At 63.9% G+C, this 25,511-nt stretch carries 21 protein-coding genes; 9 read left to right on the plus strand and 12 right to left on the minus strand.

What is annotated here, in order from left to right:
- Positions 1–31: 31 nt before the first annotated feature.
- Both DWV00_RS31490 and DWV00_RS31495 read right to left on the minus strand, forming a co-directional pair.
- A complete protein-coding gene (locus DWV00_RS31490; RefSeq protein WP_115537539.1) occupies positions 32–1,279 on the minus strand; it encodes an ABC transporter substrate-binding protein in 1,248 nt (415 codons plus the stop codon).
- Between the two features lie 212 nt (positions 1,280–1,491).
- A complete protein-coding gene (locus DWV00_RS31495; RefSeq protein WP_115537540.1) occupies positions 1,492–2,541 on the minus strand; it encodes a LacI family DNA-binding transcriptional regulator in 1,050 nt (349 codons plus the stop codon).
- Between the two features lie 180 nt (positions 2,542–2,721).
- On the opposite strand from DWV00_RS31495, the gene DWV00_RS31500 reads away from it, so the two are divergent.
- Positions 2,722–4,695 carry an Ig-like domain-containing protein gene (locus DWV00_RS31500; protein WP_245965115.1) on the plus strand — a complete coding sequence of 658 codons (1,974 nt, stop codon included), beginning with the start codon at positions 2,722–2,724 and terminating at the stop codon, positions 4,693–4,695.
- A gap of 209 nt (positions 4,696–4,904) precedes the next feature.
- Here DWV00_RS31500 and cspD read toward each other — a convergent pair whose 3' ends face one another.
- Complete coding sequence (gene cspD, locus DWV00_RS31505) at positions 4,905–5,111, minus strand: cold shock domain-containing protein CspD (protein ID WP_115537541.1); 207 nt, start codon at positions 5,109–5,111, stop codon at positions 4,905–4,907.
- A gap of 587 nt (positions 5,112–5,698) precedes the next feature.
- On the opposite strand from cspD, the gene clpS reads away from it, so the two are divergent.
- On the plus strand, positions 5,699–6,013 hold the full coding sequence (gene clpS, locus DWV00_RS31510; RefSeq protein ID WP_102648748.1) for an ATP-dependent Clp protease adapter ClpS: 315 nt from the start codon (positions 5,699–5,701) through the stop codon (positions 6,011–6,013).
- Positions 6,010–8,307, plus strand: a complete 2,298-nt coding sequence (gene clpA / locus DWV00_RS31515) for an ATP-dependent Clp protease ATP-binding subunit ClpA (protein WP_115537542.1) — start codon at positions 6,010–6,012, stop codon at positions 8,305–8,307. Before clpS ends, clpA begins: the two co-directional genes overlap by 4 nt.
- Positions 8,308–8,463: 156 nt before the next feature.
- On the opposite strand, the gene dut is transcribed toward clpA, so the two are convergent.
- From dut to DWV00_RS31540, 5 genes are all read right to left on the minus strand, one after another.
- A complete protein-coding gene (gene dut / locus DWV00_RS31520; protein WP_115537543.1) occupies positions 8,464–8,910 on the minus strand; it encodes a dUTP diphosphatase in 447 nt (148 codons plus the stop codon).
- A gap of 53 nt (positions 8,911–8,963) precedes the next feature.
- The gene (gene coaBC, locus DWV00_RS31525) at positions 8,964–10,178 is read right to left on the minus strand and encodes a bifunctional phosphopantothenoylcysteine decarboxylase/phosphopantothenate--cysteine ligase CoaBC (protein WP_115537544.1); all 1,215 of its coding nucleotides are present in this window, start codon (positions 10,176–10,178) and stop codon (positions 8,964–8,966) included.
- Positions 10,179–10,220: 42 nt separating this feature from the next.
- Positions 10,221–10,727: a signal peptidase II gene (lspA, locus tag DWV00_RS31530; RefSeq protein ID WP_115537545.1), complete on the minus strand. Its 507-nt coding sequence runs from the start codon at positions 10,725–10,727 to the stop codon at positions 10,221–10,223.
- Positions 10,727–13,567, minus strand: coding sequence for an isoleucine--tRNA ligase (ileS, locus tag DWV00_RS31535; protein WP_115537546.1), 2,841 nt, complete (start codon positions 13,565–13,567; stop codon positions 10,727–10,729). The genes lspA and ileS overlap by 1 nt, the downstream gene beginning before the upstream one ends.
- Before the next feature lie 122 nt (positions 13,568–13,689).
- Positions 13,690–14,730 (minus strand): bifunctional riboflavin kinase/FAD synthetase, encoded by a 1,041-nt coding sequence (locus tag DWV00_RS31540; RefSeq protein WP_115537574.1) that lies wholly within the window; start codon positions 14,728–14,730, stop codon positions 13,690–13,692.
- Positions 14,731–14,882: 152 nt separating this feature from the next.
- On the opposite strand from DWV00_RS31540, the gene purN reads away from it, so the two are divergent.
- The 6 genes from purN to nadC all read left to right on the plus strand — a co-directional run bounded on the left by purN (position 14,883) and on the right by nadC (position 22,087).
- Positions 14,883–15,521: a phosphoribosylglycinamide formyltransferase gene (gene purN, locus DWV00_RS31545; protein WP_115537575.1), complete on the plus strand. Its 639-nt coding sequence runs from the start codon at positions 14,883–14,885 to the stop codon at positions 15,519–15,521.
- A 24-nt stretch (positions 15,522–15,545) separates the two neighbouring features.
- On the plus strand, positions 15,546–16,946 hold the full coding sequence (locus DWV00_RS31550) for an RsmB/NOP family class I SAM-dependent RNA methyltransferase (RefSeq protein ID WP_115537576.1): 1,401 nt from the start codon (positions 15,546–15,548) through the stop codon (positions 16,944–16,946).
- 3 nt (positions 16,947–16,949) lie between these two features.
- Entirely contained in the window at positions 16,950–18,383 is a 1,434-nt protein-coding gene (locus DWV00_RS31555; protein ID WP_245965117.1) for a mechanosensitive ion channel family protein, read from the plus strand.
- A 215-nt stretch (positions 18,384–18,598) separates the two neighbouring features.
- Positions 18,599–19,795: a DesA family fatty acid desaturase gene (locus tag DWV00_RS31560; protein WP_115537548.1), complete on the plus strand. Its 1,197-nt coding sequence runs from the start codon at positions 18,599–18,601 to the stop codon at positions 19,793–19,795.
- Between the two features lie 169 nt (positions 19,796–19,964).
- The gene (gene nadA, locus DWV00_RS31565; RefSeq protein WP_115537549.1) at positions 19,965–21,098 is read left to right on the plus strand and encodes a quinolinate synthase NadA; all 1,134 of its coding nucleotides are present in this window, start codon (positions 19,965–19,967) and stop codon (positions 21,096–21,098) included.
- Between the two features lie 86 nt (positions 21,099–21,184).
- Positions 21,185–22,087, plus strand: a complete 903-nt coding sequence (nadC, locus tag DWV00_RS31570) for a carboxylating nicotinate-nucleotide diphosphorylase (RefSeq protein WP_115537550.1) — start codon at positions 21,185–21,187, stop codon at positions 22,085–22,087.
- A gap of 75 nt (positions 22,088–22,162) precedes the next feature.
- Here the strand turns inward: nadC and nadB are convergent, their stop codons facing one another.
- The 4 genes from nadB to radC all read right to left on the minus strand — a co-directional run bounded on the left by nadB (position 22,163) and on the right by radC (position 25,476).
- Complete coding sequence (nadB, locus tag DWV00_RS31575; protein ID WP_115537551.1) at positions 22,163–23,761, minus strand: L-aspartate oxidase; 1,599 nt, start codon at positions 23,759–23,761, stop codon at positions 22,163–22,165.
- 177 nt (positions 23,762–23,938) lie between these two features.
- Positions 23,939–24,106 (minus strand): 50S ribosomal protein L33, encoded by a 168-nt coding sequence (gene rpmG / locus DWV00_RS31580; RefSeq protein ID WP_004185395.1) that lies wholly within the window; start codon positions 24,104–24,106, stop codon positions 23,939–23,941.
- Positions 24,107–24,116: 10 nt separating this feature from the next.
- Positions 24,117–24,350 carry a 50S ribosomal protein L28 gene (rpmB, locus tag DWV00_RS31585; protein ID WP_115537552.1) on the minus strand — a complete coding sequence of 78 codons (234 nt, stop codon included), beginning with the start codon at positions 24,348–24,350 and terminating at the stop codon, positions 24,117–24,119.
- A 382-nt stretch (positions 24,351–24,732) separates the two neighbouring features.
- Complete coding sequence (gene radC, locus DWV00_RS31590; RefSeq protein ID WP_115537553.1) at positions 24,733–25,476, minus strand: RadC family protein; 744 nt, start codon at positions 25,474–25,476, stop codon at positions 24,733–24,735.
- Positions 25,477–25,511: the final 35 nt, after the last annotated feature.

Here is a 25,511-nt window from a genome sequence, read left to right on the forward strand (position 1 = left end):
GACCTGCTGTTCGATTCGAGATATAGCGGTTTTAACGGCGCATCCGGTGAGCGATCTGGTTCTGCGCTTCCTGCAGAGCCGCGTGGATGTCCTCGTTGTCGTTGATCACCTTATCGAGCGCCGACAGGACGGCATCATGTGCAATGTCGTCGTACTTGTTGCGCTGGATAGAAGGGATATGCGCGGCGGCGGCACGCCAGAGCGTGCGAACCTGCTCTCCGCCGAAGAACGGAACCGGCGCGTCATAGAACGGCGAGTCCTGTGCGGCAACCAATGCGGGGAATGCATCGATCGACTCGAACGATTGCAGCTGGATGTCCTTGCGCGTGGTCAGGAACTTGATGAATTCCCACGACAGCGCCTTGTGCGTAGAGGCGACCGGAATGGCCCAGAACGTGCCGCCGTACGAGGCGTAGACCCCGTTGGGCAAGTTGGCTACTCGCCACAAGCCTTTCGTATCGGGCGCGAGCCAGCTTGCCAAGTGGCCGCCGAGCCAGGCGCCCATCATCTGCGTGGCGACGCTGCCGCGCCGAAATGCTTCGGCCCACTCGTTCGACCACGGCGTGATGTTCGCGTCGAGACCCAGGGTGTGCGTCTGCTTGGCGAGCTCGAACGCGCGGACGAAGCGAGGCGAGGTCACCACCGGATTGCCCGCCTTGTCGAAGTACACGCCTTCGCCATCCTTGAGGTCCGAACGGATATAGATGTCCTCGATATCGCGTGCGGACGCCAGCAGATATGCCCCGGTTGCTTTTTTGATCTTCGTGCCGGCGGCAAGGTATGAGCTCCAGGACTTCGTCAGATCCGCTTCGGTCACACCTGCCTTGTCGAGAATGTCCTTGCGATAAAACAGGCTTCCCGGTCCGATGTCCGAGGGCATCCCGACGATCGCGCCATTCGGCGCCGTAGCTTGCGAGAACGTGTAGTGAACGAACTGATTCTTGTACTGGCCGGCGTTAAAGGGCGCCTTGGACAAATCCTCGAGCCCGCCGCCGGCGGCAAAGCGCCCGATATAGCTGACTTCGACCGCCATCACGTCGGGCAGCCCCGAGCTCGTCGCGAGCGCGGTGAGCATGGCGGTGTGGTGGTCGCCGATCGCCAGGGCATCGACCTTCACGTCGACATCGGGGTGAAGCTTTTTCCATTCAGGCAGCGCCGCCTTGATTTCCTGGTCGAGCTTCGGAAAAACCGCCACCGTCAGCGTTGTATTGGCCTCGGCGTTTGCCGCAGCGAAGCCGAGTACTGCGGTCAAAGCAAATACGGAAAAGCGAAACTTCATGGGTTGTCTCCTACATGTCGTTGGTGTGTTGTTGCTTCTGCGTGAGTCAACTTCGTTTGAAAGCGCTTTCATGATGTGCGGATTTAGAATTGGAAGCGCTTTCATTTTCAACCCGATTTCGAACGAGTCGGTTCGACGATGTCATGTGATCTGCCCCTGGTTATGAAAGCGCTTTCAAACATTGCGGAAGGATTGCTTGTGGGACCAACCCGCTATGTGACCGGAACAGGGGAGCGGCTAGGCAAGCGAGGCGCGCTGACGGTTTCGCGCTCGATCAGATCCAACGAGACCGGCGTCAGCGTGACGGGCTCCTTGCGGATCAGTCGCACGATGGCGGCGGCGGCTTGACGTCCAAGCTCGTAGATCGGTTGGCGAATCGTGGTCAGCGGAGGCGTGCTGTATTGAGAAGTCGGGACATCGTCGAAACCAACCAGCGAAACGTCTTCGGGGACACGGAGCCCGTGACGGTAAAGCGTAAGCCGTGCGCCATAGGCGGTTTGGTCGTTCGCGCAAAATATCGCCGTGAACGCTGCCTTGCGAGCCAGCAAACGGGCCATAGCATCAACGCCGCCGGCCTCGAGAAAATCGCCCTGCTCGATCCGTTGCGAGCTGAAGCGGATTCCCGCTTCCTCGAGGGCTAGGCGGTAGCCCAGCAGCCGCTGAACCGCGTCGATATGCGTTGTCGGGCCCGCGATGAAAGCGATTTTTCGGTGCCCCTGGGCAATCAAGTACCGCGTCATGTCGCGCGCGCCTTGAACATTGTCGATCGGCAAACCCGCTAGACCAGGCACATTGTTCAACGAACGGCCGAGGACGACGATCGGCGTCTGACGGGCAAAGCTCGCAAGGCTGGCTTCGTCGAGTTGTCCGTGCAACACGATGATGCCGTCGACGCGCCGCGCGATGAATTGCTCGATGCGCGATTTCTCCTCCGCGACGTTCCAGCGGCAGCTCATGAAAAACGGCGTCAGCCCCGGCTCGTGAAGCGAGTCCTCGATCCCGCGCAGCCATTCGGCATAAAACGGGCTGGCGACCGTTTGCGTCAGCACGCCTACCGTTTCCGTCTTGCCGCTGGCGAGGCTGCGCGCCAAGACGTTCGGCCGATAATTGAATTTCTCGATCACCGCCTCGACGGCTTGCTGCTTCGCCCTCGACACCTTTGCGGTACCGTTCAGAATGCGCGATACCGTGCTCGACGAAACCCCAGCCGCTTTCGCGATCTCGTCGAGCGTAACGGCGGGCGGGGTGAGGGATTCGTTCATGAGCCGAGAGGTTAAAGAGTATGAAAGCGCTTTCAAAGTCGGGAAAACCCTCAGCGTCCCGCCTTTCGTCCATCTCAGGAAATCTCAAGTTGTTGTCATACGGGCCGTTAACCACCGTCGTCGGCGCCAAAAGCGGCTGACGGGGCCGATAACAAACGAGACTAAAAAAAGGACGATAAATTGAAAACGATTTGTAATTCCGGGGTTCTCAAGCTGACTTTGTGCGCGTCTCTGGTCGGCGCGCTCGCAGCGTGCGGCGGCGGTGGAGGTTCGACGTCGGCTGCATCCGGATCGTCGACCCCGTCGACGGTCAATGCTTCTTCGATGACGGGCACGGTCGCCGTCGGGAACGCCCTCATCGGCTCGACGGTCACGGTCATGGATTCGACCGGCAAGACGGTCACTGCGACGAGCGATTCGAATGGTGCTTACACCATTGCGCTGGCAGGGCTGACGCCGCCGCTGCTCATTACGGCGGTCGATGCCAGCGGTGCGAATTCCACGCTCTATTCTCTCGTCGCCAGCACGACGACGAGCGGCGCGACGTCGATCACGGCAAACGTGACGCCGCTCACGACCGCCGTTGCCGCCGAATTGACCAATAGCGGCAATCCGGGCGATCTGGCTTCGACCTCGGCATTGAGCTCGGTTTCGCCGGCGGCTGTGACTGCCGCCGTGACACAGATCAATACAGCGCTCGCGCCGATTCTCGCCAAGAACGGCCTGTCTGCTGTGACGTTCGATCCGATCGGTGGGGCATTCACGCCGAATCAGACCGGTGCCGACGCGGTAATCGATTCCATCGTGGTGGCGCCGTCTGCGACCGGCACCGGGCTGCAACTGTCGAGCCTCGCCGATTCCACCACGGCTATCCAGCTCAAGAACAATGGCGGCAACTTCCCGACGCTGCAGCCGCCCGCGCAGTCGGCCAATTATCTAGCCGCGCTCGTGCAGTCGCTGGGCCAGTGCGTCGCGGGCACCACCGCATCGTGCACGAGCGCCATCGATCCGAACTACCTGAACGACGGCTACATGACGATGCAGGCCCGTCATGGCGGACTGTTTGCCAGCGGTTCGAAGCTGATCGGCGCCAAGACGATCGCATTTCTGCCCGCAAGCACTTTCTCGGCGATCACCAATGCGGGTGCGCTCGTGTATTTCTTGTACGTGAGCGCCAACGGTACGCCCAATTTCGCAAGCGAGTTCGTGCAGCAACTGCCGAACGGCACGTGGGACATCATCGGCAATCAGGAGCAATACGACGTTTATATCGCGTCGTTCCTCGCGCGGAAGCAGTTCACCGATGCGGCCGACGCCAACAACGGCCGCCTCGAGTCGGGGATCGATATCCAGATTCCGCAAGCGGTCAATGTGCACGGCACGTGGACTTCCGTCGGTTCTGCGCTCGTCCAGGGCCCCGGGATCAACGGTAACGGTCTCTACATGCTCAACACGGCGCAGGGCCTCGGCAACGCGAACTTCGGCCTCACGATTCCGTCAGTTGCGTTGACCTCGCCGTGGACCGGTTGCGGAACCTGCGCGCAGTCGAATGGCACGAGTTCTTCGTACAAGTGGGACTGGGTGTCGCTGTCCGGCGGGACCAGCTCGTTCTCACCGAACGGCCTGGCCGACTACACGCCGCAGCCGATCAGCGTCGCCTCGTTGCCGCAGCATGCTATCTACACGGTGACGTTGTTCGGCACCACGGGCATCCAGATCGGCCAGCCGCTTCAGGTGATGAACATCGCCCCGAACGTTGCCGCCGCGGCTGCCGCTATCGTGCCGTGGCAGACGCTCGGCAGCGACGTCATCGCCAACTTCCTCGCACCGAACGGGTCCGAGGCCACGGCCGCACAGTCCACCGTGCCGCTGGACTGGACGGCGCCATCGCTGATGGCGAGCTCGGCCAAGCCGAACTTCGGCGTGTCGATCGGTGCGGTGACCGCGGCGACCCAGACTTCGCCGCAAGAGGCGTACTACAGCAACGACTACGTCACGGTTCCGGCCTCGGCCGGCACGGATGCGTTCGCCGAGACGTTCAACTCGGGACGCAGTGCGACCACGGAAGGACTGAGCGCGGAAGTTTCGCGTTACGTGAAGCTTGGCTGGCAAGCCGACGGCGTGTATTACAGCAATATCTGGGTGTACAACTGATGGGCCGGCGCGCCGGCGACTGCGAGCATGTTCAGTCGCCGGCGGCGCTCGATCCGCCCACGCGCTGAAATAGGGCATCGGGTCCCGGTGTGCACAACGTGTGCACCGGCCTTTTATTTTCGTTTTTGTTGTCGCGGATCAATCTTTGCCCGGAAAGAAAAAAACCCGGCCGAAGCCGGGTTTTCATGGGCGCTGCAGTCGAACCAGACTTAAGCTGCGTTCTGGATATTCGACGCTTGCTTGCCCTTCGGTCCTTGCACGACCTCGAAGCTAACCTTCTGACCTTCCTTGAGCGTTTTGAAACCGTTCATTTGGATGGCCGAGAAGTGCGCAAACAGATCCTCGCCGCCTTCATCGGGCGTGATGAATCCGAAGCCTTTCGCGTCATTGAACCATTTGACCGTACCAGTTGCCATACCAACTTCCCCTGTAACTCATGTCCCACGAGCATGCTCGAAAAGCTCGACAGCCGTTTTCATGCAGCCGCCCCCTCCGCACTAGCTCACCTCGGCATATTTTTTTCGTACTTCCACTTCTTGCGGCTAGCTGAAAAAAAGTGCCAGCTTGATTGTTGGATCTCTTTAAGCAGGTGTCAAGTGAATTTTGAGATGTTTTCTGGAGCGTTGCATCGAGCTGGCGCATTCAGGGTTTCTCCCGCTTTTCTTTTGTGCGGTGGCGCAAGCGAGGGGGCTTGAAAAGTCGCATAATCGACTCAGATAGGCTCGGCGTGGCTACGCGCTGCGACGTGTCTCCCGCTCTGAAGCGGTGCCGGGTGCGTCGGCACGCTATGTGCGATACTCGAAGCGGCCGTGATCCTCGGCCGCGCGAGAGCGAGGCGGCGAGGCACGGCGAGGGCGCGATGCTTGCACGATGCGGGAAGTCCGCGGTGGTCAAGCGTGCGAGAGTGCGCGGGTTGCCGCTCGGCGGCAGCCCGGTCCACCAACTAGGTCGGTCGGGTTTTCGCTCAGATTGCGGGCTCGTCCGAGTTGTTTAGAATGGGTGTATGGCGATTATCCCGGACAAGCAGGATGGCACCGTACTGGAGCGGCAGGAAAAAGCACTGAAACCGCCGTCCATGTATAAGGTTGTCTTGCTGAATGATGATTTCACGCCAATGGAATTTGTCGTGATGATCGTGCAGGAATATTTCAATAAAGATAGAGAGACCGCTACGCAGATCATGCTGAAGGTGCATCGCGAAGGGCGGGGGGTATGTGGGGTCTATACGCGGGATATCGCGGCGACCAAGGTCGAGCAAGTTGTTACACACGCACGGCAGGCAGGGCATCCGCTGCAATGCGTGATGGAGGAAGCATGATTGCCCAGGAACTGGAAGTCAGCCTGCACATGGCGTTCATGGAAGCGCGTCAGGCGCGGCATGAGTTCATCACGGTCGAACATCTTTTGCTGGCGTTGCTGGACAACCCGACAGCCGCCGAGGTGTTGCGAGCGTGCGCGGCGAACATCGAGGATTTGCGCCAGAACCTGCGCAACTTCATACATGACAATACGCCTACGGTGCCCGGCACCGACGACGTCGATACGCAGCCTACGCTCGGCTTTCAGCGCGTGATTCAGCGCGCGATCATGCACGTGCAGTCCACGTCGAACGGCAAGAAGGAAGTCACGGGCGCGAACGTGCTCGTCGCGATCTTCGGCGAAAAGGATTCGCACGCCGTGTACTACCTGCAACAGCAGGGCGTGACGCGGCTGGACGTCGTGAATTTCATCTCGCACGGCATCGCGAAGACGAGCAGCAGCGACGCGGCCAAGGCCGGCGATACGAATGCGGAAGCGGAAGACGCCGCCTCGCAAAAGGAAACGCCGCTCGCGCAGTTCACTCAGAACCTGAACCAGATGGCCAAGGACGGCCGCATCGACCCGCTGATCGGGCGCGAGGCGGAGGTCGAGCGCGTCGTCCAGGTGCTGTGCCGCCGGCGCAAGAACAATCCTCTGCTCGTCGGCGAGGCCGGCGTCGGCAAGACCGCCATCGCCGAAGGGCTCGCGTGGCGCATTACGCGCGGCGAAGTGCCCGACATCCTCGCCGATGCGCAGGTCTACTCGCTCGATATGGGCGCGCTGCTCGCCGGCACGAAGTACCGGGGCGATTTCGAACAGCGCCTGAAGACCGTGCTCAAGGAGCTCAAGGAGCGCCCGCACGCGATTCTGTTCATCGACGAAATCCATACGCTGATCGGCGCGGGCGCCGCGTCGGGCGGTACGCTCGACGCCTCGAACCTGCTGAAGCCGGCGCTCTCCTCGGGTACGCTCAAGTGCATCGGCGCCACGACGTTCACCGAATATCGCGGCATCTTCGAGAAGGACGCGGCCCTGTCGCGGCGCTTCCAGAAGATCGACGTGACCGAGCCGACCGTCGAGCAGACGGTAGCGATTCTGCGCGGCCTGAAGTCGCGCTTCGAGGAGCATCACGGCGTCAAATATTCGTCCGGCGCGCTTTCGGCGGCGGCGGAACTGTCGGCACGCTTCATCACCGACCGTCATCTGCCCGACAAGGCCATCGACGTGATCGACGAAGCCGGCGCGGCGCAGCGGATTTTGCCGAAGTCGAAGCAAAAGAAGACGATCGGCAAGGGCGAGATCGAGGAGATCATCTCCAAGATCGCGCGTGTGCCGGCGCAAAGCGTGTCGCAGGACGATCGCAGCAAGCTGCAAACGCTCGACCGCGATCTGAAGGCCGTCGTGTTCGGCCAGGATCCGGCGATCGACGCACTCTCGGCGGCGATCAAGATGGCGCGGGCGGGCCTCGGCAAGACGGACAAGCCGATCGGCGCGTTCCTGTTCTCGGGCCCGACGGGCGTCGGCAAGACCGAAGTCGCTCGGCAGCTCGCGTTCACGCTCGGCATCGAGTTGATCCGCTTCGACATGTCGGAGTACATGGAACGGCACGCGGTCAGCCGTCTGATCGGCGCGCCGCCGGGATACGTCGGGTTCGATCAAGGCGGGCTCCTGACGGAAGCCGTCACGAAGAAGCCGCACTGCGTGCTGCTGCTCGACGAAATCGAAAAAGCGCATCCGGACATCTTCAACGTGCTGCTGCAGGTCATGGACCACGGCACGCTGACCGATAACAACGGGCGCAAGGCCGATTTCCGCAACGTCATCATCATCATGACGACGAACGCGGGGGCGGAATCGATGCAGAAGGGCTCGATCGGCTTTACGTCGCGCCGCGAAACGGGCGACGAAATGGCCGACATCAAGCGGATGTTCACGCCCGAATTCCGCAACCGGCTCGACTCGGTCATCAGCTTCCGCTCGCTCGATGAAGAAATCATCATGCGCGTGGTCGACAAATTCCTCATGCAGCTCGAGGATCAGTTGCACGAGAAGAAGGTCGATGCGCTCTTCACCGATGCGCTGCGCAAGCACCTGGCGAAGCACGGTTTCGATCCGTTGATGGGCGCGCGGCCGATGCAGCGCCTGATTCAGGACACGATCCGCCGCGCGCTGGCCGACGAACTGCTGTTCGGCAAGCTCATGAGCGGTGGCCGCGTCACGGTCGATGTCGACGAAAGCGACAAGGTGCAGCTCACGTTCGACGAAAACGCCGCGCCGCGCAATCCGAATCCGGAGACGGTGGAAGTCGAGTAACGGCTAGGGCAGGCGGACCTGGGTTCGCCAGCGAAAAAAACGGCGCTTCGTGGTTCGAAGCGCCGTTTTTGTTTGTGCGTGCGACAAGATAGACAGGCCTGTCTATCTTGTCGGGACGAGACGGCTCGGCTGTTCGCGACGAATCGGCGATTCGATTCAGTGCTTGCCCGTGCTGCCGAAGCCCCCCTCGCCGCGCTCGCTCGGTGCAAAATCGTCGACGATGTTGAACTGGGCTTGCACGACGGGAACGATCACGAGCTGTGCCAGACGTTCCATTGGATTGAGCTTGAAGGTTGTCTGTCCGCGGTTCCACGTCGAAATCATCAACTCGCCCTGGTAGTCCGAATCGATCAAGCCGACGAGGTTGCCGAGCACGATGCCGTGCTTATGGCCGAGGCCCGAGCGCGGCAAAATCAGCGCCGCGTAGCCCGGATCGCCGACATGGATCGCCAGGCCCGTCGGCACGAGCACCGTTTGCCCGGGTTCGAGCATCATCTGCGTATCGAGGCAAGCCCGCAGATCGAGGCCGGCGCTGCCCGGCGTCGCGTAGGCGGGAAGGTGTTCGCGCATGCGCGCGTCGAGGATCTTTACGTCGAGTTTCATAGGGTTCCGTAGGCGTAAGGCTGGTCAGACTGCGGATACGTCGGTTGTCGTTATTACGAGATGAGGCTTGCGTCGGGTAGGCGCCGTGCGATCTCGGCGATCAGCTTGCCGGCCAGCTCGTCCTTGGTCGCGCGCGGCAGGCGCGTCGCACCCGATGCATCGAACAGGACGACTTCGTTTTCATCGCGTCCGAATGTGGCCGGGCCGAGATTGCCGATCAAAAGGGGAACGTTCTTCTTGATCCGCTTTTGCTCGCCGTTCGTTTCCAGATCGTCGCTCTCGGCCGCGAAGCCGACGCAATACGGAGCGTTGGGCAAGCGCGCCACGGTGGCGAGAATGTCGGGGTTTTCGATGAACGAGAAGGATGGGACGGCTTGCGCGGCCGTCTTCTTGATCTTGTGATCGCTGACTTGCGCCACGCGCCAGTCGGCCACGGCCGCGACCGAGATGAAGACGTCGTAATCCGCCACGGACTGCATGACGGCATCGTGCATCTGCTGCGCCGTCTCGACGTCCACGCGATCGACGCCCCAAGGCGTTGCCAGTGCAACCGGGCCGGCGATCAGGCGTACGTCGGCGCCCGCCTGCTGCGCGGCGCGCGCGAGCGCGAAGCCCATCTTGCCGCTCGAGCGGTTCGTGAGGCCTCGCACCGGATCGATCGGCTCGAACGTCGGCCCGGCCGTGACGAGCACGCGCCGGCCGGAAAGGACCTTCGGGCGGAAGAACGAAACAATCGCTTCGAACGCCGCTTCCGGCTCGATCATGCGGCCTTCGCCCACTTCGCCGCACGCTTGCGAGCCGGCGTCGGGGCCGAGGATGACGACACCGTCCGCGCGCAATTGCGCGACGTTGCGCTGCGTGGCCGGGTTCGCCCACATCTGCCGATTCATCGCCGGTACGACGAGCAGCGGACACTCGCGCGCGAGACACATGATCGAGAGCAAATCGTCGGCGCGGCCGTGTGCAAGCTTGGCCAGGAAATCCGCCGAAGCCGGTGCGACGACGATCGCATTAGCCGCACGCGAGAGGTCGATGTGCGGCATGTTGTTGTCGATGCGCGCGTCCCACTGGCTCGTGAAGACGGGATGGCCCGACAGCGCCTGCATGGTGACGGGCGTGATGAACTGCGCCGCGGCTTCGGTCATCGCCACTTGGACGGTCGCGCCCGCTTTGGTCATCAGCCGCGTGAGTTCGGCGATCTTGTAGCAGGCGACGCCGCCCGTCATGCCGAGCAGCAGATGCTTGCCTTCGAGTTCTGCGGTTGCCAACGTTGCCTCCGAATGCGCTAGTGCGGGCGCAGCGGCTAAAGCTCAGCGCGCGCCGCGTACGCGCCGCAGCTCGTCCAGCACGAGCAGCGCGGCGCCGAGAACGATCGCGCTATCCGCCAAGTTGAATGCGGGCCAGTGCCAGCCGCCCGCGTGGAAATCGAGAAAGTCGATCACGCGGCCATGCACGAGCCGATCGATGACGTTGCCGAGCGCCCCGCCCATGATCAGCGCGAGCGCCGCGCAAAACAGCTTCTGGTTGCCGTGCCGCTTGAGCAGATAGACGATCACGCATGCCGCCGCCACGCCGAGCGCTGTGAATGCCCACCGCTGCCAGCCGCTCGCCGTCGAGAGGAAACTGAACGCCGCCCCGCGGTTGAAGATGAAAAAGAAGTTGAAGAACGAGGTCACCACGTAGGGTGTCGCGTAGGCGAACACCTTCGTGACGGCGATCTTCGTGAGCTGATCGAACAGAATCACGATGAGCGAGATGCCGAGCCACGGGGCGAGCGAGGACGAACCGCTCGCCTGGATCGAACGCGATTTCGCCATTATGCCGCGCTCCTTTTTTCGCCTTCGCCGAACAAGTTGCTAAAGCAACGTCCGCACAGCGTCGGGTGATCGGCGTGCGAGCCGACGTCGGCACGGTAGTGCCAGCAGCGTTCGCACTTGAGGTACTTCGATACGACCACTTCGACGCCTTCCTCGGCTTCGGAATCGACCTTGACGAGTTTCGCGTCCGACGTGATGAAGACGAACTTCAGATCGTCGCCGAGGCTTGCCAGCGCGTCATAGGCGCTGCCGGCCGCGCGGACGACGACTTCCGCTTGCAGCGACGAGCCGATTTGATCCGTCGAGCGCGCTTCCTCGAGCGCCTTCGTGACGTTGCCGCGCACCGTGCGCAGCTGCGACCACTTCGCGAGCAGGCTCTCGGCACCGGGCACGTCGGGGTAGGCGTAGTACGTTTCCGTGAAAATCGTCTCGTTGCCCGGCTGGAACACCTTCCACGCTTCCTCGGCCGTGAACGACAGGAACGGCGCCATCACGCGCAGCAGGCCCTGTGCGATGTGATAGAGCGCCGTTTGCGCCGAGCGGCGCGCCGCGGAGTTTGCGGCGCTCGTGTAGAGGCGATCCTTGAGCACGTCGAGGTAGAACCCGCCGAGGTCCTCCGAGCAGAACGTCTGCAGCTTCGCGACGACGGGGTGGAACTCGTACTTCTCGTAGTTCGAGAGGATGTCCTTTTGCAGCGCGTCGGCGAGCGCGACGGCGTACCGGTCGATCTCGAGCCACTCGCCCACGGGCACGGCATGCTGCGCGTAGTCGAAATCGGACAAGTTCGCGAGCAGGAAGCGCAGCGTGTTGCGAATGCGGCGATAGCTTTCCGTCACGCGCTTCAGGATTTCCTCGGAGATCGCGAGTTCGCCCGAGTAATCGGTCGACGCGATCCACAAGCGGATGATCTCGGCGCCGAGGCGATTCGCGACCTCGTGCGGATCGACGCCGTTGCCGAGCGACTTGCTCATCTTGCGGCCTTCGCCGTCGACCGTGAAGCCGTGCGTGAGCAATGCGCGATACGGCGCGCGGCCGTCGAGCATCGAAGCCGTCAGCAGCGACGAGTGGAACCAGCCGCGGTGCTGGTCCGAGCCTTCGAGGTAAAGATCGGCGGGGAAGTGCGAGACCGCTTTGTGCGAGCCGCGCAGCACGTGCCAGTGCGTCGTGCCCGAATCGAACCAGACGTCGAGCGTGTCGCGGTTCTTTTCATAGAGGTTGGCGTCGTCGCCGAGCAGCTCGCGCGGATCGAGCGTTTGCCAAGCTTCGATGCCGCCTTGCTCGACGCGCTGCGCGACGGCTTCGAGCAGCTCGGGCGTGCGCGGATGCAGCTCGCCCGTTTCCTTGTGGACGAAGAATGCCATCGGCACGCCCCATTGGCGTTGCCGCGAGAGCGTCCAGTCGGGGCGGTTCGCGATCATGTTGAACAGGCGCTGCTTGCCCCAAGACGGGTAGAACGCCGTCGCTTCGACGCCGGCCAAGGCCGTTTCGCGCAGCGTGGGGCCGCCTTCCTTCGGCGTCAGGTCCATGCCCGCGAACCATTGCGACGTGGCGCGGTAGATGATCGGCGTCTTGTGGCGCCAGCAATGCATGTAGCTGTGCTGGTACTTCTCGGTGTGCAGCAGCGTGCCCGCGGCGGTCAGCGCCTCGACGACCTTCGGATTCGCTTCCCAGATCGTCAGGCCGCCGAACAGCGGCAGCGACTCGATGTAGCGGCCGTCGCCCATCACGGGGTTGATGATGTCGGAATCGGCCATGCCGTGCGACTTGCACGAGACGAAGTCTTCCACGCCGTAGGCCGGCGACGAGTGCACGACGCCCGTGCCCGAATCGATCGTGACGTACTCGCCGAGGTAGACGGGCGCGGTGCGCTTATAGCCGAGATGCGCCGCCGCGAGCGGGTGATGGAAGCGCAGGTTCACGAGCTTCGCGCCCGGTGTCGTGGCGATCACGCTGCCTGCCGTCAGGCCGAACTGTTTGAGCGATGCCTCGACGCGCTCTTGCGCGAGGATGAGCAGGCCGCGTTCCGTATCGACGAGCGCGTACTCGAGCTCGGGGTGCACGTTCAGCGCTTGGTTGGCGGGGATGGTCCAAGGCGTCGTCGTCCAGATGACGATGCCGCCTTCGGCACGCGGGAGCGCCGCGAGACCGAACGCCTGCGCGGCCTTTTCCGGTTCCGCGAACGGGAACAGCACGCTGATCGAGGGATCGACGCGGTCCTTGTATTCGACCTCGGCCTCGGCCAGCGCCGAGCCGCAATCGAAGCACCAGTTCACCGGCTTCAGGCCGCGAAATACGTAGCCCTTCTCGAGAATCTTCGCGAGCGCGCGGATTTCGGCCGCCTCGTTCGAGAAGTTCATCGTCTTGTACGGATCGTCCCAATCGCCGAGCACGCCGAGCCGCTTGAAGCCGGCCTTTTGCGTTTCGATCTGCTCGCCCGCGTAGGCGCGGGCCTTGCGCTGCACTTCCTCGGCGGGCAGCGACTTGCCGAACTTCTTTTCGATCTGGATTTCGATCGGCATGCCGTGGCAGTCCCAGCCCGGTACGTACGGCGCGTCGAAGCCGGCCATGTTGCGCGACTTGACGATGATGTCCTTCAGGATCTTGTTGACCGCGTGGCCCAGATGGATGTCGCCGTTGGCGTACGGAGGGCCGTCGTGCAGGACGAACAGGGGCCGGCCCTTGCTTGCCGCGCGGATCTTGTCGTAGATGCGGCTTTCTTGCCATGCCTTGACCCATTGGGGTTCGCGCTTGGGCAGATCGCCGCGCATCGGGAACGGCGTGTCGAGCAGGTTGACCGGATACTTGGCCTGGGATTTCGAATCGGCTTTCTTATCGCTCATGGTGCTATCGCTGAAAACGGTGGGCGCCCGAGCCGTGGGCGCTTCGGTATTGAGTCTGTGGTGCTTGCCGGGCCTTGCGCGTCGATCGAGCGAGAGGCCGGCGGTCGTGCGTCCTGCGGCGGCTAGCTAATTCGGTCGGTCGCCGAAGTCGAAAACCCTGTCGTGCGGCTGCCGGGTGCGGCATCGGCCGCCGATCCGGCATCGACCGGGTTTTCGCCGGCGGCCGCGCCGCCGAGCGCCGTGAAGTAGGCGCGCGCATCGGCGACGTCGCGCGCGATGGCCGCGGTCAGTGCTTCGAGGCCGCTGAACTTCTCCTCGTCGCGCAGTTTCTTCAGAAATTCGACGCGCACGAGTTTGCCATAGGCGTTGCCGTGCCAATCGAGCAAATGCACTTCGAGCAAAACGCGGCCCGAATCGTCGACGGTCGGACGCAGCCCGAGGCTCGCGACGCCCGGCAGCGGAGCGTCTTCGATGCCGTGCACGCGCACGATGAAAATGCCGGCAAGGGCTGGCCGCTTGTGGGCGATGGGCAGGTTCAGCGTCGGGAAGCCTAGATCCCGGCCGAGCTTGAGGCCGTGCGTGACGTGGCCGCTGATCGCATAGGGGCGCCCGAGCGCGGCGCGCGCGGCATCGAGATCACCCGCGGTGAGCGAAGCGCGCACACCCGAGCTCGAAATGCGTGCGCCGCTCGGATCGGCGATGGTCGCCATCTGCTCGACCTCGAACCCGTATTGCTCGCCGGCCGCCTTGAGCGAGGCGAAATCGCCGGCGCGCTTGGCGCCGTAGCGGAAATCGTCGCCAATCAGGACCCAGCGCGCGTGCAGGCCGTCCACGAGGATACGCCCCACGAACGCCTCGGGCGATTGGCTCGCGAACGTGTGATTGAAGTGCTCGACGACGACGCGCTCGACGCCGTTCGTGCGCAGCGCTTCGAGCTTGTCGCGCAGCATCGCGATGCGCGGCGGCGCGCTCGCGGGGTTGAAGAACTCCCGCGGATGCGGCTCGAAGGTCATGACGCACACGGGCAGGCCGCGCGCGTGCGCCGCCTCGTTTACACGGGCGAGCAAAGCCTGGTGGCCGCGGTGGACACCGTCGAAGTTACCGATCGTCAGCGCGCAGGGCGCGCGGCTTTCGGCGTTGGGAAGACCGCGGAAGACTCTCACGATAGCCGTTGGGGTGGGCGGCACGACGCCGCGAAGCCGATTCAATCGAAGAATCGCGCGGCAAATGCCGCAAAGCAAAAGATTATAAACGCTCGGGGCCGGGCGCGGCGGCGCGCGGCTTTGGCGAGCCCCCCGGGTGATAAAATCGCCGGATGAAAAATATCGTGATTTTGATTTCCGGGCGCGGCAGCAACATGGAAGCTATCGTACGCGCCTGCGCCGCCGAGCGCTGGCCGGCGCGCATCGCCGCCGTCGTCTCGAACCGGCGCGATGCCGCCGGGCTCGCGTTCGCGGCCGCGCAAGGCATCGAGACGGCCGTGGTCGAACACGGCGGCTTCGCCGATCGTGAAGCGTTCGATGCCGCCCTCGCCGATGCGATCGACGGCTTCTCCCCCGATCTCGTCGTGTTGGCGGGCTTCATGCGCGTGCTGACGTCGGCGTTTGTCGAACGTTACGCCGGCCGAATGCTGAACGTCCACCCGTCGCTGCTGCCGAGCTTTCCGGGGCTGCGCACCCACGAGCGCGCGCTCGAAGCGGGCGTTGCGCTGCATGGTGCCACCGTGCATTTCGTGACGCCCGAGCTCGATCACGGCCCGATCGTCGTGCAAGGGGCCATTCCGGTCACGGCGGCCGACGACGCCGGCTCGCTGGCCGCGCGCCTGCTTGCCGTCGAGCACGTCATCTACCCGCGCGCCGTGCGCTGGTTCGTTGAAGATCGCTTGACGCTGGCGGGGCTGCGGGTGGCCGTGACGCCGCCCGAACCGCAATGGTTTTTCTCGGATAACGGATAAGCAAGGGACGGCCCTATGAAGAACATGAAGAACAAAGAGAAAGGCACGTCGAAAGGCTCGGCGGGTGGTGCGTCGAAAGCCTCGTCGAAGAGTTTGCACAAAGGTGGGCCGAGAGGCGGGCAAGCCCCGGGCCGTACCGGTGCCGGCGGCAAGCGCGATTCCGCGCTGCATGGTTTTTTGATCGGCCAGACCGAGACGCTGCTCGCCGAGGTCCTGAAGTTCACGGGACCGGCCGATGCCACCACGAGCCGCTTTTTCCGCGCCCATCCGAAGCTCGGCCACGGCGAGCGCGGCATCATCGCCGAGGCCGTGTTCGCCGTGCTGCGCCGGCGCATGGAGTTCGCGCATCTGGCCGAGAGCGGCAGCGGCAGCCCGACCCGGCGCCTGGCGCTGCTCGGCCTCATGCAGACGGCCGGCCGCGCGGCGCTCTTGCCGTTCGTTTCCGAGCCGGAAGCCGCTTGGCTCGAGCACGTGGCGAAGATCGATCCGGCCAGCCTGCCGCTGCGCGTGCGCACGAACCTGCCCGATTGGATCGTCGAAGCGCTTTCCAAGCGGTTCGACGCCGAGGAGCTGGCCAAGCTGGCCGCCGCGCTCAACTACCCGGCGCCGCTCGATCTGCGCGCCAATCCCATCAAGGCGAGCCGCGAGCAGGTGCTCGACGCGCTCCAAGCGGCCGGGATCGACGCGGGCGCGACGCCGTTCGCGCAGCTCGGCGTGCGCGTGGCGGGCAAGCCGGCGCTGACCAAGCTCAAGCCGTTCGAGGACGGCTGGATCGAAGTGCAGGACGAAGGCAGCCAGTTGCTGTGCGCGCTCGTGGCCCCACGCCGTGGCGAAATGATCGTCGATTTCTGCGCGGGTGCCGGCGGCAAGACGCTCGCGCTCGGCGCGGCGATGCGCTCCACGGGGCGGCTCTATGCGTTCGACGTCTCCGATCGGCGCTTGGCCAAGCTCAAGCCGCGGCTTGCGCGCAGCGGCTTGTCCAACGTTCACCCGGTGCTCATCGACAGCGAGCATGACGCGAAGATCAAACGCCTGGCCGGCAAGATCGACCGCGTGCTCGTCGATGCGCCGTGCAGCGGCCTCGGCACGCTGCGCCGCAATCCCGACTTGAAGTGGCGCCAGAGCCCGGCTTCGGTCGAGGAACTGGTGCCGAAGCAGGGCTCGATCCTCGCCAGCGCGGCTCGTCTCGTGAAGTCGGGCGGACGCCTCGTCTATGCAACCTGCAGCATGCTGGAGGCCGAGAACGAATCGATCGTCGCGCGGTTCCTCGCGGATCACCCCGATTTCGTGCTGCTTCCCGCCGGCAAGGTGCTCGCCGAGCAGCGGATCGAACTCGAAATGGGCGATTACCTCTCGCTCTGGCCGCACCGGCATGCGACCGACGGCTTCTTCGCGGCCGTCCTGGAGCGCCGTGCGCAAGCTTGATCGATGACGCAGAACCGTATCCTCTCCCATATGCTGGCCGGCATCGTTCGCGATTACGGTCAGCCCGTGATGATCTGGCAGGCCGGCACGCTGCTCGGGACCTTGTTCGTGGCGTGGCTGCTCGCGCGGCTCGTGCGCCGCATGCTCGATTCGCGCCGGCTGGCCCGGCACGAAGCGGCGCGCTTCGGCGCCGAAAGCCTGCATAAAGCGTTGTTCCCGCTGCTCGGGGGCTTGCTCGTTTGGATCGCGCAGACCGCGCTCGACGATTACATGTCGACCTCGCTGCTCGAACTCGCGCTCGTGCCGCTGATCGGCATCGCGTTGATCTACATCGTCTTTTTCATCGCGCGCCGCTCGTTTTCGCGCTCGGGGCAGGCCCACGCCTGGCTCTCGATCACCGAAAAACTCGTTTCCGTCCTCGTTTGGGCCGGTATGGTCATCACCGTGCTCGGCATCCAGGACGAAGTGCTGCACTGGATGGCGTCGGTGCGATTCCGCGTCGGCACCGCGCACATGACGCTGCTCTCGTTGACGACCGGCCTGATGTGGGTCTGCGCCACGGTGATCTTCGCGTTCTGGCTCGGATCCGTGTACGAGGATCGCGTGATGCGGGCGCATTCGATCGACGCGAATCTGAAGGTCGTCCTCTCGCGCCTCGGGCGGGCATTGCTGCTGCTCGCCGCGGTGCTCATCAGCTTTTCGCTCGTCGGCATCGACATCACGGTGCTTGGTGTGTTCGGCGGCGCGCTCGGCGTCGGGCTAGGCTTCGGGCTGCAGAAGGTGGCGAGCAACTACGTGTCGGGCTTCATCATCCTGATCGACCGGTCGCTGCGGATCGGCGACACGATCGACGTCTCCGGCCTGCGGGGCCAGGTGACCGAGATCCGCACGCGCTACACGACGGTGCGCGGCCTCGACGGCATCGAGACCTTGATTCCGAACGAGAAGCTCATCACCGATGTCGTGCAGAACCATTCGTCGTACCTGACGCGCGGCTATGCGAAGGCGACCGTGCAGATCGCCTACACGTCCGATCTCGAGCGCGCGATGGCGCTGCTCGTCGACGCGGCACGCGGGGTGGAGCGCGTGCTCGTCGATCCGGCGCCGGCGGCTTATCTGGCCGGCTTCGGTTCCGACGGCATCAATCTCGAACTCGGCTTTTGGATCGAGGAGGCGGCCAAGGGCACGGCCGGCACCCGCTCGACGGTCAACCTCAATATCTGGCGGCTCTTCAACGAAAACGGCATTTCGATTCCCTATGCGCGGCGCGACATCCGGCTCGTCGGCGGATTGCCGGCCGCGGTCGGCGGTGCAGTGGAAATGGGGCGGGATCCGGTGATCGGCGTGGCCCAAGCCCAAACGCAAATCCAAACCGCGGGGGAGCCCGCGGCCGTTCCGGGCACGGGACTCGCTCGGGATGGGGCGGCAGGCGTGTGATGTCACCCTTGCGGCGATCGGCCGCAGTGTGCCCGCGCCCGCCTTTATTCGGGATAAACACGGGTGGCCGTTGTGGCCGCGCATCGGGCAAAATCTTATTTGTTACAAATACTTGCGGCGGTTGCAGTAGAATGCCGCTCAGCTTTGAAAGCCTGCTTTCAACTTTTTGACACCCGCCGCCGAGCCGGGTATCGCTGCAATACAGGTAGAACACCTTGCTGAACGCCCTTCTCGATTTTCTCGCCCACGGTTTCCTTCGCTGCTCCTGGTGGCAGATCGTGCTGTTCGCGCTCGCGTTCACGCACGTGACGATCATCGGCGTGACCGTGTATTTGCACCGCTGTCAGGCGCACCGCGCGCTCGATCTGCATCCGATCGCGAGCCACTTCTTCCGCTTCTGGCTCTGGATGAGCACGGGCATGCTGACGGGGCAGTGGGCGTCGATCCACCGCAAGCACCACGCGAAGTGCGAGACCGAGGAAGATCCGCATAGCCCGCAGACGCGCGGCATCTGGAAGGTGCTGCTCGAAGGCGCGGAACTCTACCGCGCCGAGGCCAAGAACGAAGAGACGCTGCGCCGCTTCGGCCACGGCACCCCGAACGACTGGATGGAGCGCAACCTCTACACGCGCTATCCGATTCTCGGCGTGAGCATCATGATGGTGATCGACGTCGCGCTGTTCGGCATCGTCGGGCTGTCGGTGTGGGCCGTGCAGATGATCTGGATTCCGTTCTGGGCGGCCGGCGTCGTCAACGGGCTCGCGCACTTCTGGGGCTACCGCAACTTCAATTCGGCCGATGCGAGCACGAACATCTTCCCGTGGGGCATCATCATCGGCGGAGAGGAGCTCCACAACAATCACCATACGTTCGCCACGTCGGCAAAGCTGTCCAACAAGTGGTACGAGTTCGACATCGGCTGGCTCTATATCCGCCTGATGTCGGCCGTCGGGCTCGCGAAGGTCAAGAAGGTGGCCCCCACGCCGCGACTGGCCGCGCGCAAGCTCGTGCTCGATCAAGAAACGCTGCAGGCCGTGCTGAGCAACCGCTACGAAGTGATGGCGCGCTATGGCAAGACGGTCAAGCGGGCCTATCGCCAAGAGCTCGTGCGTCTGAAGGAAATCGGCTCGCGCGAAAAGTATCAGCTGATGCGCGGTGCGCGCACGTGGTTCCACAAGGACGAAGCGGGGCTCGACGAGCCGCAGAAGCGCCAGCTGCCCGAACTCTTCGCCGATAGTCAAACCCTGCGCACCTTCATCGAATTGCGCAACGATCTGAGCGCGATTTGGGAGCGTTCGAACGCTTCGCGCGAACAACTGCTGGTCCAGCTCCAGGATTGGTGCCATCGGGCCGAGCAAAGCGGCATCAAGGCGCTGCAGGAGTTCGCGATGCGCCTGCGCCGGTACGCTTAAGTCCCTAAGCACCTAAGCACGCCGAAACGCGAAATCCATTAAAATTTCGCTACGTCACACACCCCGCGTTTGGCGGGGTGTTGCTTTTTTGGGCCCTTGTAATGCGCTCGGCTCACCTCGATCGCCAGGCGAGAGGCCAACGCCGCCAGGCCGACTAGAGGAGAACAGGATGGATCCGGCCATCAAAACCGTCGAATTCGACAAGCCGCAGGGCGGCGCCGTCTGCGGCGTCGGCCACGCTTGGGCGAAAGTGCCGCCGGCACCGACGCCTGAGGAACGTACGCGGCTGAAGGCGCGCGTGCGCGAGCTGCTCGAGCGGGAAAAAGCCGTACTCGTCGCCCATTACTACGTCGATGCGGAGTTGCAAGAGCTGGCCGACGAAACGGGCGGCTGCGTCGCCGATTCGCTCGAGATGGCGCGCTTCGGGCGCGATCACGAGGCGCAAACGCTTGTTGTGGCGGGCGTGCGGTTCATGGGCGAGACGGCAAAGATACTGAGCCCCGGCAAGCGCATTCTGATGCCCGATCTCGACGCGACGTGCTCGCTCGATCTGGGTTGCCCCGCGGACGAATTCTCTGCGTTTTGCGATGCGCACCCCGATCGCACCGTCGTCGTCTACGCGAATACGAGTGCCGCCGTGAAGGCGAGAGCCGATTGGATGGTGACGTCTTCGATCGGTCTCGAGATCGTCGCGCACCTGCATGCGCAGGGCGAAAAGATTCTCTGGGCGCCCGACCGCCATCTGGGCCATTACATTCAGCAGAAGACGGGCGCCGACATGCTGCTGTGGCAGGGCTCGTGCCTCGTTCACGACGAGTTCAAGAGCATCGAACTCGATTTGCTGCGGGCCGAACACCCCGGCGTCAAGGTGCTCGTGCACCCCGAATCGCCCGCGAGCGTGGTGGCGCAGGCCGACGTCGTCGGTTCGACCACTCAACTGATCGATGCGGCCGTGCGTTTGGACGCGACGCACTTCATCGTCGCCACCGATCTCGGCATCTTGCACAAGATGCAGCTTGCCGCGCCCGGCAAGACGTTCATCGCCGCGCCGACGGCCGGCAACAGCGCGACCTGCAAGAGCTGCGCGCATTGCCCGTGGATGGCGATGAACGGGCTCGCGAACTTGGTCGACGTGCTCGAGCGCGGCCACAACGAGATCTTCGTCGATGCATCCATTGGCGAGCGCGCTCGCCAGCCGATCGATCGGATGCTCGCGTTCGCCGCGGCTCACAAGAAGCGCGTTCGAACGAGCGGCGATCTGGCGCGCGATACCGCGCTGTTCGCCAACGTCGGCGCGGCCTGAAGCGAGCGGCCTTCCGCATTTACAACAACCTATTCGCATGCCGCGGTGGCCCGCCGGCCGCATGCGGCAAATGAACATCGGAGCGTATGACTGTGCAACAAGCTACGTTGAGTGACGGCGCCGTATCGCCGCTTTTCGCCGAGATTCGCGCGCGTTACGGGGCGGCATTCGATGCGGCGCTCGAACGCAACGTTGCGGACGCGCTGGCGGAGGACGTCGGCGACGGCGATCGCACGGGGCTGCTCGTGCCGGCTGATTCGATTCGCGATGCGCGCGTTCTCGTGCGCGAGGAAGCCGTGCTGTGCGGTGTGCCTTGGTTCGTCGCCGTGATGCGGCGGGTCGACCCGTCGATCGAAATCGACTGGCGCTACCGCGAGGGCGACGTGATGGCGGCCGATTCACCCGTTTGCTTCCTGCGCGGGCCGGCGCGTTCGCTGCTGACGGCCGAGCGCAACGGCCTGAATTTCCTGCAACTGCTCTCGGGTGTCGCGACGGCCACGCGCCGCTATGTCGATGCCGTGGCGGGCACACGCGCGCAGGTTCTCGACACGCGCAAGACGCTGCCGGGGCTGCGGCTCGCGCAGAAGTATGCCGTGCGTGTGGGCGGCGGCGCGAACCATCGTCTCGCGCTTTACGACGGCATTCTGATCAAGGAGAACCACATTGCCGCGGCCGGCGGTGTCGGAGCGGCCCTGGACGCGGCCTATGCGCTCGACGCGGGCGTGTCGATTCAGATCGAAGTCGAGACGCTCGCGCAACTCGAATCGGCGCTCGCGCACCGCGCCGAATCGATTCTGCTCGATAACTTTTCGTTCGAGGCGATGCGCGATGCCGTCAAGCTGACGGCGGGGCGCGCACTGCTCGAAGTGTCGGGCGGCGTCAACTTCGATACCGTGCGCACGATCGCCGAGACCGGAGTCGACCGCATCTCCATCGGGGCGCTGACGAAAGATGTGCGCGCGACCGATTATTCGATGCGCTTGATCTGACGCGCATTGCCTATCGCTTGTAAGAGTCGGCTCGATGCCGTCAAGGCGCTACGCCGCTCGAGGAAAGCGCTTCGCTCAGATCTTCCGGTTGGGTACGCGTTTAGGCTGGAGGACCGTCGGCAATGCCTTGGGCAGCGCGGACGGCCAATCGCGGGAGAAGTGCAGGCCGCGGCTCTCGCGGCGCGAGCGGGCGCTCTCGACGATCAAAGAGGCGACATCGACGAGATTGCGCAGCTCGAGCAAATCCCGGCTCACCTTGAAATTCGCGTAGTACTCCTGAATTTCGTCGCGCAGCAGCCCGATGCGATGCTTGGCGCGAATCAGGCGTTTGTCGGTCCGCACGATGCCGACGTAATTCCACATGAGCCGGCGCAGTTCGTCCCAGTTGTGGGCAACGACGACTTCCTCGTCCGGATCGGACACTCGGCTCTCGTCCCAATCGGGCAGCGGCGCATGGCCGGCGGGCTCGAAGCCGTCGCGCTCGATCGTCTCGGCTGCCGAACGGCCGATGACGAGGCATTCGAGCAGCGAGTTGCTGGCAAGCCGATTCGCGCCATGCAGGCCCGTGCAGGATGTTTCGCCGACGGCATAAAGGCCGGCCAAGTCGGTGCGCCCGGCCAGGTCCGTGACCACGCCGCCGCACGTGTAGTGCGCGGCCGGCACAACCGGAATCGGATCCTTCCTGATATCGATGCCGAATTCGAGGCAGCGCGCGAGGATCGTCGGGAAATGCTCTTCGAGGAATGCCGCCGGCTGGTGGCTGATGTCGAGGTAGACGCAGTCGATGCCGCGCTTCTTGATCTCGAAGTCGATCGCGCGCGCGACGATGTCGCGCGGCGCCAGTTCGGCGCGCTCGTCGTGGGCGGGCATGAAGCGCGTGCCGTCCGGCAAAACGAGTTTGCCGCCTTCGCCGCGCACTGCCTCTGTGATCAAGAACGACTTCGCATACGGGTGGAACAGGCACGTGGGATGGAATTGAATGAATTCCATGTTCGACACGCGGCAGCCCGCCCGCCACGCCATCGCGATGCCGTCGCCCGTCGCGGTGTCGGGGTTCGTCGTATACAAATAGACCTTGCCGGCGCCGCCCGTGGCGAGGATCGTATGCGGCGCCTCGAGCGTGACCGTGCGGCCGCTGGCCAAATCGAGCGCGTAGAGGCCGTGGCAGCGCCGGCCCGGGAGGCCGAGTCGATCCGATGTGATGAGGTCGATCGCGTAGTGGTCTTCCAGCAGCGTGATGTTCGGATGCGAGCGCACGCGCTCGGACAGCGTCGCGACGACGGCGTGGCCCGTGGCATCGGCCGCGTGAATGATGCGTCGGTGGCTGTGGCCGCCTTCGCGCGTCAGATGGAAGCCGAGTTCCGCGGCATCGTCGCGCGTGAACGGGACGCCTTGGGCGATCAGCCATTCGATCGCCGCACGGCCGTGTTCGACGATATAGCGCGTGGCGCCCTCGTCGCACAGGCCACCGCCGGCCACGAGCGTGTCGTTGACATGGTTTTCGACGCTGTCGGCCGAGTCGAGCACCGCGGCGATCCCGCCTTGTGCCCAATCGCTCGCACCCTCGTTCATCGACCGCTTGGCGATCACGGCAACACGCCGCTTTTCGGCGAGATTCAATGCGACGGTCAGGCCCGCGAGCCCGCTGCCTACGATTACGACGTCGAAATTCATGTGTGCAAGATCCTTTGTCCCCAGTCCCGCTTGCGCTTGCAGCTGATTGAAAACGCGCGGGTAAGCCAGTGAGGATACCCCGCCGGCATGCCGAACGGGTAGCGCACGAAGCAAAAAGCCCCGCACGCGGCGGGGCTTTTGGTGTCATCGAGCATGGGAGCCCGAAGAGGAAACCGATTACTTGATCTTCGTTTCCTTGTACGCCACATGCTTGCGGGCGACGGGATCGAACTTCATGATCTCCATCTTTTCCGGCATGTTGCGCTTGTTCTTCGTGGTCGTGTAGAAGTGACCCGTGCCTGCGGTCGACTCCAGCTTGATCTTGTCGCGTGCGCCTTTGGCCATGACTTACTCCTTAGATTTCGCCGCGCGCGCGCAGATCTGCGAGCACGGAATCGATGCCGTTCTTATCGATGAGGCGCAGACCGGCGTTCGAAACGCGCAGACGCACGAAACGATTCTCGCTTTCCACCCAGAAACGGCGGTATTGCAGGTTCGGCAGGAAGCGCCGCTTCGTCTTGTTGTTCGCGTGGGAAACGTTGTTGCCGCTCATCGGCGCTTTCCCAGTTACTTGGCATACGCGTGCCATATGAGAGCACTCCTAAAACGCTTAAATTCGGGGTTCAAGCCTGGGTCGGGCCTAACAGGAAAGGTCGACACCGCCGCTTATCTCGCCGTTCCTAGCATGTTCGGGACGTACGCCATATGGCGCGTTGCCCCGATAAGCTAAGCCGCGTGAAAGCGATAGATGATTGATGGCGGGCGGCCCAAAGTGACAACGTGGGCACGAGAAGCCGATCAGCAACCGGTCGCGGCGACCTCCCCCCAAGCTTCTGAACGGGGTTGGAAACAGGCAGACGGCGATTCTAGCAGAAAAACTGCCGAAAAATCAAACCGAATTTGCGCCCGTGTGCGATGGGCGTGGCGGATTCGCCGCGGCAGGGGCTCGGCCGGCGCATCGGGGACGGCGCTCAGAGCCAGCCGGCGTGCGCGAACGAAAAGACGTCGTGGCATCCGACCACCAGATGATCGACGAGCCGCACGTCGATCAGCGCAAGCGCCTCGCGCAGCACTTGCGTGAGCTGACGGTCGCTCGCGCTCGGCTTGACCGCCCCGGACGGGTGATTATGCGCGACGATCAGGCTCGCGGCGTTCGTGTCGAGCGCGCGGCGCACGATCTCGCGCGGATAGACGGCCAGGCGCGTGAGCGAGCCGCGCGAGGTTTCCTCCGTGTCGATCAGGCGATGGCGCGCATCGAGGTAGAGGCAGACGAACACCTCGTACGGCCGGGAGCCGATGAGCAGCCGCACGTAATCGTGCACGGCGGACGTCGAATCGATGAGCGGCTGCTCGCGCGCTTGTTCGGCCAGGGCGCGGCGCGCCATTTCGACCACGGCGAGCAGCACGGCCGTCTTCGCCGGCCCGATTCCGCGCATGCCGTCGAAATCGGCCGGCGTGGCGTCGAGCATCGCGCGCAGCGAGCCGAAGCGCTCGAGCAGCGAGCGCGCGACGTCGAAGACGTCGTAGCCGGGCAGCCCCGTGCCGAGAAAGATCGCCACGAGTTCGGTGTCGGACAGGGCCGCCGGACCGGCGCCGAAGAGCCGCTCGCGCGGCATGTCGCGCACAACGCCCGTGCGGGGGCGGCGCGCGGGCTCGGGCGCCGCCGGGGCCCGAGCGGGTGTCGAATCGAGGATCGAACCGTCTAGATCTAGCATCTGCGCATCTCCCAAGGGCCGTTTTCGAGCGGGGC

Origin of the sequence: Trinickia dinghuensis, assembly GCF_003367175.1 — a bacterium.
GTDB classification, from domain to species: domain Bacteria; phylum Pseudomonadota; class Gammaproteobacteria; order Burkholderiales; family Burkholderiaceae; genus Trinickia; species Trinickia dinghuensis.

Bases quoted from the DNA above. Each gene is read 5' to 3' on its own strand.
- DWV00_RS31555 (WP_245965117.1), top strand. From the start codon at position 16,950: ATGACGCAGAACCGTATCCTCTCCCATATGCTGGCCGGCATCGTTCGC.
- ileS (WP_115537546.1), bottom strand. From the start codon at position 13,567: ATGAGCGATAAGAAAGCCGATTCGAAATCCCAGGCCAAGTATCCGGTC.
- rpmG (WP_004185395.1), bottom strand. From the start codon at position 24,106: ATGGCCAAAGGCGCACGCGACAAGATCAAGCTGGAGTCGACCGCAGGC.
- radC (WP_115537553.1), bottom strand. From the start codon at position 25,476: ATGCTAGATCTAGACGGTTCGATCCTCGATTCGACACCCGCTCGGGCC.
- clpA (WP_115537542.1), top strand. From the start codon at position 6,010: ATGATTGCCCAGGAACTGGAAGTCAGCCTGCACATGGCGTTCATGGAA.
- nadC (WP_115537550.1), top strand. From the start codon at position 21,185: ATGACTGTGCAACAAGCTACGTTGAGTGACGGCGCCGTATCGCCGCTT.
- DWV00_RS31495 (WP_115537540.1), bottom strand. From the start codon at position 2,541: ATGAACGAATCCCTCACCCCGCCCGCCGTTACGCTCGACGAGATCGCG.
- nadA (WP_115537549.1), top strand. From the start codon at position 19,965: ATGGATCCGGCCATCAAAACCGTCGAATTCGACAAGCCGCAGGGCGGC.
- cspD (WP_115537541.1), bottom strand. From the start codon at position 5,111: ATGGCAACTGGTACGGTCAAATGGTTCAATGACGCGAAAGGCTTCGGA.
- purN (WP_115537575.1), top strand. From the start codon at position 14,883: ATGAAAAATATCGTGATTTTGATTTCCGGGCGCGGCAGCAACATGGAA.
- DWV00_RS31490 (WP_115537539.1), bottom strand. From the start codon at position 1,279: ATGAAGTTTCGCTTTTCCGTATTTGCTTTGACCGCAGTACTCGGCTTC.
- lspA (WP_115537545.1), bottom strand. From the start codon at position 10,727: ATGGCGAAATCGCGTTCGATCCAGGCGAGCGGTTCGTCCTCGCTCGCC.
- DWV00_RS31550 (WP_115537576.1), top strand. From the start codon at position 15,546: ATGAAGAACAAAGAGAAAGGCACGTCGAAAGGCTCGGCGGGTGGTGCG.
- nadB (WP_115537551.1), bottom strand. From the start codon at position 23,761: ATGAATTTCGACGTCGTAATCGTAGGCAGCGGGCTCGCGGGCCTGACC.
- dut (WP_115537543.1), bottom strand. From the start codon at position 8,910: ATGAAACTCGACGTAAAGATCCTCGACGCGCGCATGCGCGAACACCTT.
- rpmB (WP_115537552.1), bottom strand. From the start codon at position 24,350: ATGGCACGCGTATGCCAAGTAACTGGGAAAGCGCCGATGAGCGGCAAC.
- clpS (WP_102648748.1), top strand. From the start codon at position 5,699: ATGGCGATTATCCCGGACAAGCAGGATGGCACCGTACTGGAGCGGCAG.